General features: G+C 59.9%; 6 protein-coding genes. 4 read left to right on the top strand and 2 right to left on the bottom strand.

Annotation, left to right across the window (positions count from 1 at the left end; translation table 11 throughout):
• Positions 1-474 (bottom strand): cyclic nucleotide-binding domain-containing protein (locus tag JNM42_RS16440; protein WP_294272663.1); only part of this gene is annotated, 474 nt, incomplete at its 3' end.
• Between the two features lie 483 nt (positions 475-957).
• Here JNM42_RS16440 and JNM42_RS16435 point away from each other — a divergent pair.
• The 4 genes from JNM42_RS16435 to JNM42_RS16420 all read left to right on the top strand — a co-directional run bounded on the left by JNM42_RS16435 (position 958) and on the right by JNM42_RS16420 (position 5,296).
• Positions 958-2,142, top strand: coding sequence for an efflux RND transporter periplasmic adaptor subunit (locus tag JNM42_RS16435; protein WP_294272662.1), 1,185 nt, complete (start codon positions 958-960; stop codon positions 2,140-2,142).
• The gene (locus JNM42_RS16430) at positions 2,139-2,840 is read left to right on the top strand and encodes an ABC transporter ATP-binding protein (RefSeq protein ID WP_294272660.1); all 702 of its coding nucleotides are present in this window, start codon (positions 2,139-2,141) and stop codon (positions 2,838-2,840) included. Before JNM42_RS16435 ends, JNM42_RS16430 begins: the two co-directional genes overlap by 4 nt.
• 123 nt (positions 2,841-2,963) lie before the next feature.
• Positions 2,964-4,118: an FtsX-like permease family protein gene (locus JNM42_RS16425; RefSeq protein WP_294272658.1), complete on the top strand. Its 1,155-nt coding sequence runs from the start codon at positions 2,964-2,966 to the stop codon at positions 4,116-4,118.
• Positions 4,118-5,296 carry an ABC transporter permease gene (locus JNM42_RS16420; protein WP_294272655.1) on the top strand — a complete coding sequence of 393 codons (1,179 nt, stop codon included), beginning with the start codon at positions 4,118-4,120 and terminating at the stop codon, positions 5,294-5,296. Before JNM42_RS16425 ends, JNM42_RS16420 begins: the two co-directional genes overlap by 1 nt.
• Positions 5,297-5,369: 73 nt before the next feature.
• On the opposite strand, the gene JNM42_RS16415 is transcribed toward JNM42_RS16420, so the two are convergent.
• Positions 5,370-5,910, bottom strand: a 541-nt coding sequence (locus tag JNM42_RS16415; RefSeq protein ID WP_294272652.1) for an iron-sulfur cluster-binding domain-containing protein, incomplete at its 5' end; no start/stop codon positions are given.

The raw sequence follows: 5,910 nt of genomic DNA, 5'->3' as shown, positions 1-5,910 counted from the left end.
GATGCGCTGGCGACCCGAGTGCAGCGAATACGATTCGACGTCGGTAATCAGGTGATGCAGCTTGATCGAAAGTCCGGCGATCATCTTGCGACCCAGCCTGGGGTCTTTTTCCAGTTCGCCGAGGATGACGGTTTTCGAAATGTGCAGGAGCAGTGAATCGCTCAGCGCCTGCGCATAAACCATGTAGGGCTTGTCCATGAACATCACGGCTTCGCCAAAGGAGTGCCCCTGACCGAGGATGTCCACCACCTTCTCGCCTCCCTGTGATGAAGTAAAGGCCAGTTTCACCTGCCCATAGACGATCAGATGAAAACCCGTCGAGGGGTCGCCCTTGTGGAACAGGATGTCGCCGCGAAGCGCATTGACCTCGCGTGTTCCACGTGCAATGCGGGCAATTTCATTCGCCTCAAGCCCGTTGAAAAGCGGCACATGCGAGAGCAGCGCCTCAATGTTGATGCCCTGCTTTGCGTGCATGACGGACTTCCGGAAGGGCTGGTTTCAGTTACGCGCAATGCTCGCATTAGTTGGCGGTCGAGGCAAGTGGGCTGGATCACGGTGGGCATGCAAGGAAGAATTCCATTCTCGCCATGAAGTTCATCTGGCCCACTGCCATGTTCCGGCAATTCCCCCGAAGGAAACACCCTTGTACGCCCTATGGGCTAACCCGAGCTGCCTAGCTGCCGTCCCACCACAGTAAATTTGTTCAAGCGCTAGCTCATTGAAATACCGTGGCCCGAGGCCAGGCTTCGCGCTCATTCCGGGCTTGACCCGAAATCCAGTTCGTTGATCAAACCTTTCTTTTAACATCTTGATCAGATAGACGAATCTGGATTCTGGCTTTCGCCGGAATGACTGGGGATTGTTAGAACAAATTTACACTGGCCGTGCCGCTTGTGCGTAGGGAAGCGTTGTCGGGCGGACGTATAATCCGAGGCTTATCAATTGCAGCGAGTTGCCATGTCGGAACAGGATCTCTCGGGCCTGAGCATTGACCGGAATCGTGCATCCAGCCGAACCAGCCGTGCCGGCCGTCGCCCTTGGCTTTGGGCTGGGGCCTTTCTGGTCCTGGCTGTATTCGGTTTTGCCCTGCTGCACCTGAACGGCGCGAAAAGCGTTGACACGGTCACGGTGACGACGGCCTATCCCTATCAGGCCGCAACCCAGCTCAATGCGGCGGGGTATGTGGTCGCGCAGCGCAAGGCCTCGGTAGCGTCCAAGGCGACCGGGCGGCTGGAGTGGCTGGGGGTGGCCGAGGGCAGCAAGGTCAAGGAAGGGGAAGTCATCGCCCGTCTTGAAAACCGCGATATGCAGGCCCAGGTCGATCAGGCGGCGGCCAGCGTGACTTCGGCCCGGGTCGAGTTGAAGGACGCCCGGCGGGCGCTTGAGCGCGCACGTGACCTGGAGCGCCAGAAATATGTTTCCGCTGCGGCACTCGATAGCGCACAGGCTCGTTTCGACAAGGCCGGTGCCGGGGTCGGCGTGGCGCTGGCCAATCAGCGCGCGGCGCAGGTGGGTGTCGACCAGACGCTGATTCGCGCGCCGTTTGACGGCGTGGTGCTGACCAAGACGGCCAATGTCGGAGACGTGATCACGCCGTTTTCATCAGCGACGGAAAGCAAGGGTGCGGTGGTGACGATGGCCGACATGGAAACGCTGGAGGTCGAGGCAGACGTTTCGGAGGTTAATCTGGGCAAAATCAGAATCGGCCAGCCCTGCGAAATCCAGCTTGATGCTTTCCCGGACAAACGCATGCGTGGCGTCGTCAGCCGCACGGTACCGACCGTCGATCGGGCCAAGGCCACGGTGCTGGTCAAGGTGCGTTTTGTCGAGCGCGATCCGGCGGTTCTCCCCGAGATGAGCGCCAAGGTGGCCTTTCTGGACAAGGAAGTCAGCGCCAGCGAGCGCACAGCGCTGACAGCGGTGCATGAGAGCGCGCTGGCCAGACGTGACGGGCAATCGGTGCTGTTTCTGGTCGTCGACGGCAAGGTCAGGATGATCCCGGTGCAGTTGGGACCGAAGATCAACGATCTGGTGGCGCTGATTGTCGAGCCCTCGGTGCTCAAGGCCGGCGACAAGGTGGTCGCGTCGCCGCCGGATAATCTGCGCGACGGCGACCGGGTCAAGACGGGCTTGAAGCAGTGAACGGTGAGGCGGCGCTCGTCTCGCTGCGCAGTATCGTCAAGGGTTACCGGCGTGGGCAGCAGACGGTGCCGGTGTTGACCGGGATCACCTTCGATATCATGGCGGGAGAGTTCCTGGCGCTGATGGGGCCTTCGGGCTCCGGCAAGAGTACCCTGCTCAACCTGATCGCCGGTATCGACCGGCCGGATTCGGGGCAACTGATCGTTGCCGGCGAGGACATCGGCCAGTTGGGCGAGGCCGATCTGGCCGACTGGCGGGCGCGCCATGTCGGTTTCATCTTCCAGTTCTACAACCTGATGCCGGTGCTTTCGGCGCTGGAAAACGTCGAGCTACCGCTGCTGCTCAAGGACATGTCGCGCGCCGAGCGCCGCGAGCGCGCCGAACTCGCGCTGTCGATGGTCAGCCTGGCCGATCGTATGGCGCATTTGCCCTCGGAGCTTTCCGGCGGTCAACAGCAGCGCGTCGCCATTGCCCGCGCGCTGATTACCGACCCGACGCTGATCGTCGCCGACGAGCCGACCGGCGACCTCGACCGCGAATCGGCCAAAGACGTCCTGCATCTGATGCAGCGCCTGAACGACGAAATCGGCAAGACGATCATCATGGTTACCCACGACAGCCGCGCCGCCGAACACGCCCATGCCATCATGCATCTTGAGAAGGGCGAGTTGTCGGGGCGCGAGGAGGTCAGAAAATGAAAAGTGCGAACCACCAAGACACGGAGAACACCAAGTTACACCAAGAAAACCACTTGATTTTCTTGGTGTAACTTGGTGCGCTTGGTGACTTGGTGGTTCGCTTTTTTTGGTCAAGAATAACCCATGCTGCTCTCTCTTATCTTTCGTAACGCCTTCCGTCACAAGCTGCGTACCTTGCTGACGATAGTCGGTTTGACCGTTGCCGTACTGGCGTTCGGCTTGCTGTCGACGGTGGTCGAGGCATGGTATGCGGGTGCCGAGGGGGCGTCGAATGCGCGGCTGATCGTGCGCAATTCAATCTCGCTGGTATTTCCTATGCCGCTCACCTATCGCCAGAAAATCAGGCAGATCGATGGGGTGAAAGCGATTTCCACGGCCAACTGGTTCGGTGGCGTTTACAAGGAGCCGAAGAATTACTTTCCGCAATTTGCCGTCGAAGCCTCGACCTACCTCGACCTTTACCCCGAGTACGTGCTCAGCGACAGCGAGCGCAAGGCGTTCATGCGCGACCGCAAGGGGGCGCTGGTCGGCGAGAAGCTGGCGGCGACTTACGGTTTCAGGCTGGGCGATACGGTGACCTTGAAGGGGACGATTTTCCCTGGGCAGTGGGAGTTCGTCGTGCGCGGCATTTACAGCGGGCGCGATGCCAAGACCGATGTCTCGCAGTTTTTCTTTCACTGGGAGTATCTCAACGAAACGATGAAAATCCGGACCCCGCGCCGCGCCAACCAGATAGGTGTGTATGTGGTCGAGGTGGCCGATCCCTCGCGGGTGGCCGAAATCAGTCTGGCCATCGATTCGGCGTTCAGGAACAGCAATGCCGAAACGCTGACCGAAACCGAAAAGGCCTTCCAGCTTGGCTTCGTCTCGATGACCGAGGCCATCGTCGTGGCCATCAGGCTGGTTTCGTACCTGGTCATTTTCATAATCCTGGCAGTGATGGCCAATACCATGGCCATGACCGTGCGCGAGCGCACCGCCGAATATGCGACGCTCAAGGCGCTCGGCTTCGGGCCGCTCTTCCTCAGAATGTTGATCTACGGCGAAGCGCTGGCGATTGCCGGTCTCGGCGGCGCGCTGGGCATCGCTCTGACTTATCCGGTGGCCGATGCGTTCGGCAAGGCCATGGGTACCCTGTTCCCGGTATTCATCGTTTCGGATTTGACGGTCGGCATGCAACTGGCCTGTGCGCTGCTGGTGGGTATCGTTTCAGCGGTCTTTCCGGCACGTCGCGCGGCACGCGTCAATATTGTCGATGGACTGCGGAGCATGGCCTGATGCAAGTCCCGATTTCCTACTCCCTGCGCAATTTGTGGACGCGCAAGATGACCACGGTGCTGACCGCCGGTGGCATGGCGCTGGTCGTTTTCGTCTTTGCCGCCGTGCTGATGCTTGACGAGGGTTTGAGAAAGACGCTCGTTGATACCGGATCTCCCGACAATGTGGTGGTGACGCGGCGCGCCTCCGGCACCGAAGTGCAGAGCGGGATTGAACGCGCTCCGGCAGCGATTGTCGAGAGCCTGCCGCAGGTGGCGCTGGGTGCCGGTGGCGAGCGCCAGATGTCGAAGGAAATGGTCGTGCTGATTTCACTGAACAAGCGTCAGAGCGCCGGCGGAGCGGAAAAGCCGGCAAACGTCATCATTCGCGGCGTCTCACCGATGGGCCGGATGCTGCGCCCGCAGGTGAACATCGTCAAGGGCCGGATGTTCCGGGCAGGCAGTAACGAGATCGTTGCCGGCCAGGCCATTGCCGAGCGCTTCGTCAATGCCGGACTGGGCGAATCGCTACGCTTTGCCGGGCGAGAATGGGTGGTGGTCGGTATCTTCGATGCGGCGCGCTCGGGTTTCGATTCCGAGATCTGGGGCGATGTCGATCAGTTGATGGCGGCCTTTCGCCGGCCGGTATATTCCTCGCTGATCTTCCGACTGAATGACAGCGGACAGTTCTCTGCGGTGCAGGCCGCGATTGAAGGCGACCAGCGCCTGACGCTGGAAGCCAAGCGCGAAACACAGTTCTATGCCGACCAGTCGGAAGCGCTGTCCACCTTCATCCGCATTCTCGGACTGTCGTTGTCGGTGATCTTTTCAATCGGCGCGGTGATCGGCGCCATGATTACCATGTACGCGGCTGTTGCCAGTCGCACGAGCGAAATCGGAACGCTGCGCGCCCTTGGATTTCGCAAGAGAAGCATCCTGACCGCCTTCCTGCTGGAGTCGCTGTTCCTGTCGCTGCTCGGAGGCCTGATCGGATTGTTTCTTGCGTCGTTCATGCAGTTGTTCACCATTTCAACGATGAACTGGCAGTCGTTTTCCGAGCTGGCCTTTTCGTTCACGCTGAATGCCGAGATTGTTGCCAAGAGCCTGGCTTTTGCCCTGCTGATGGGGTTGATCGGCGGCTTCCTGCCGGCCACCCGGGCCGCACGAATGAACATTGTCGATGCCCTGCGTGCGGTCTGAGCGAAGAGGATGTTTGCCAGGGCAGGCCCGGTTCGCAAGCGTTTTGCAAGAGTCTACATCCTGGCCAATGGCCTCAAGCCTCCAGAACGACTCGCTTGCTGCAGGCACGACCGATGCATGCAAGGATGTAACCCTCAAGGATATCCGTTTCGCTTAATGCCTGCTGGCCATCCATCTCGACATCGCCTTCCGTTTTCCTGATCTTGCACGTCCCGCAGTTTCCCGCCCGACATGAGCTTTCGAGCTTGATGTCATGCTCATCGGCAAGGTCGAGAATGAAATCACCGGTGGATGCGAAGATGGTCTTTGAGCTCCTGGAAAAAATGATTTCCACTTTTTCGGGAGTTGCTGCCGGCGCCGTTGGCGGCATGCTTAACGCCTGGGCAGAAGGCGGCACAAGCGGCGCAGTCTCTGGTTTCGTTGAGACTGCTGCAGGGGCACTACTAGCTGAGTGCGCCGCCCGTTGCGCCGGAGGGGCGCCGAAGCTTTCCTGATGGTAGCGGTGCATTGGATATCCGATACGCTCCAGCGTGCTGCGGACACAATCCATGTATCCGGAAGGTCCGCAGACAAACACCTCGCGTTCAACAAAGTCAGGGGCCCAAAGCCTGACG

Source organism: Propionivibrio sp. (genome assembly GCF_016790145.1).
Taxonomy (GTDB): Bacteria; Pseudomonadota; Gammaproteobacteria; order Burkholderiales; family Rhodocyclaceae; genus Propionivibrio.
Note: the sequence above shows the minus strand (reverse complement) of the source record. Positions and strands in the feature narration are given on the sequence as shown.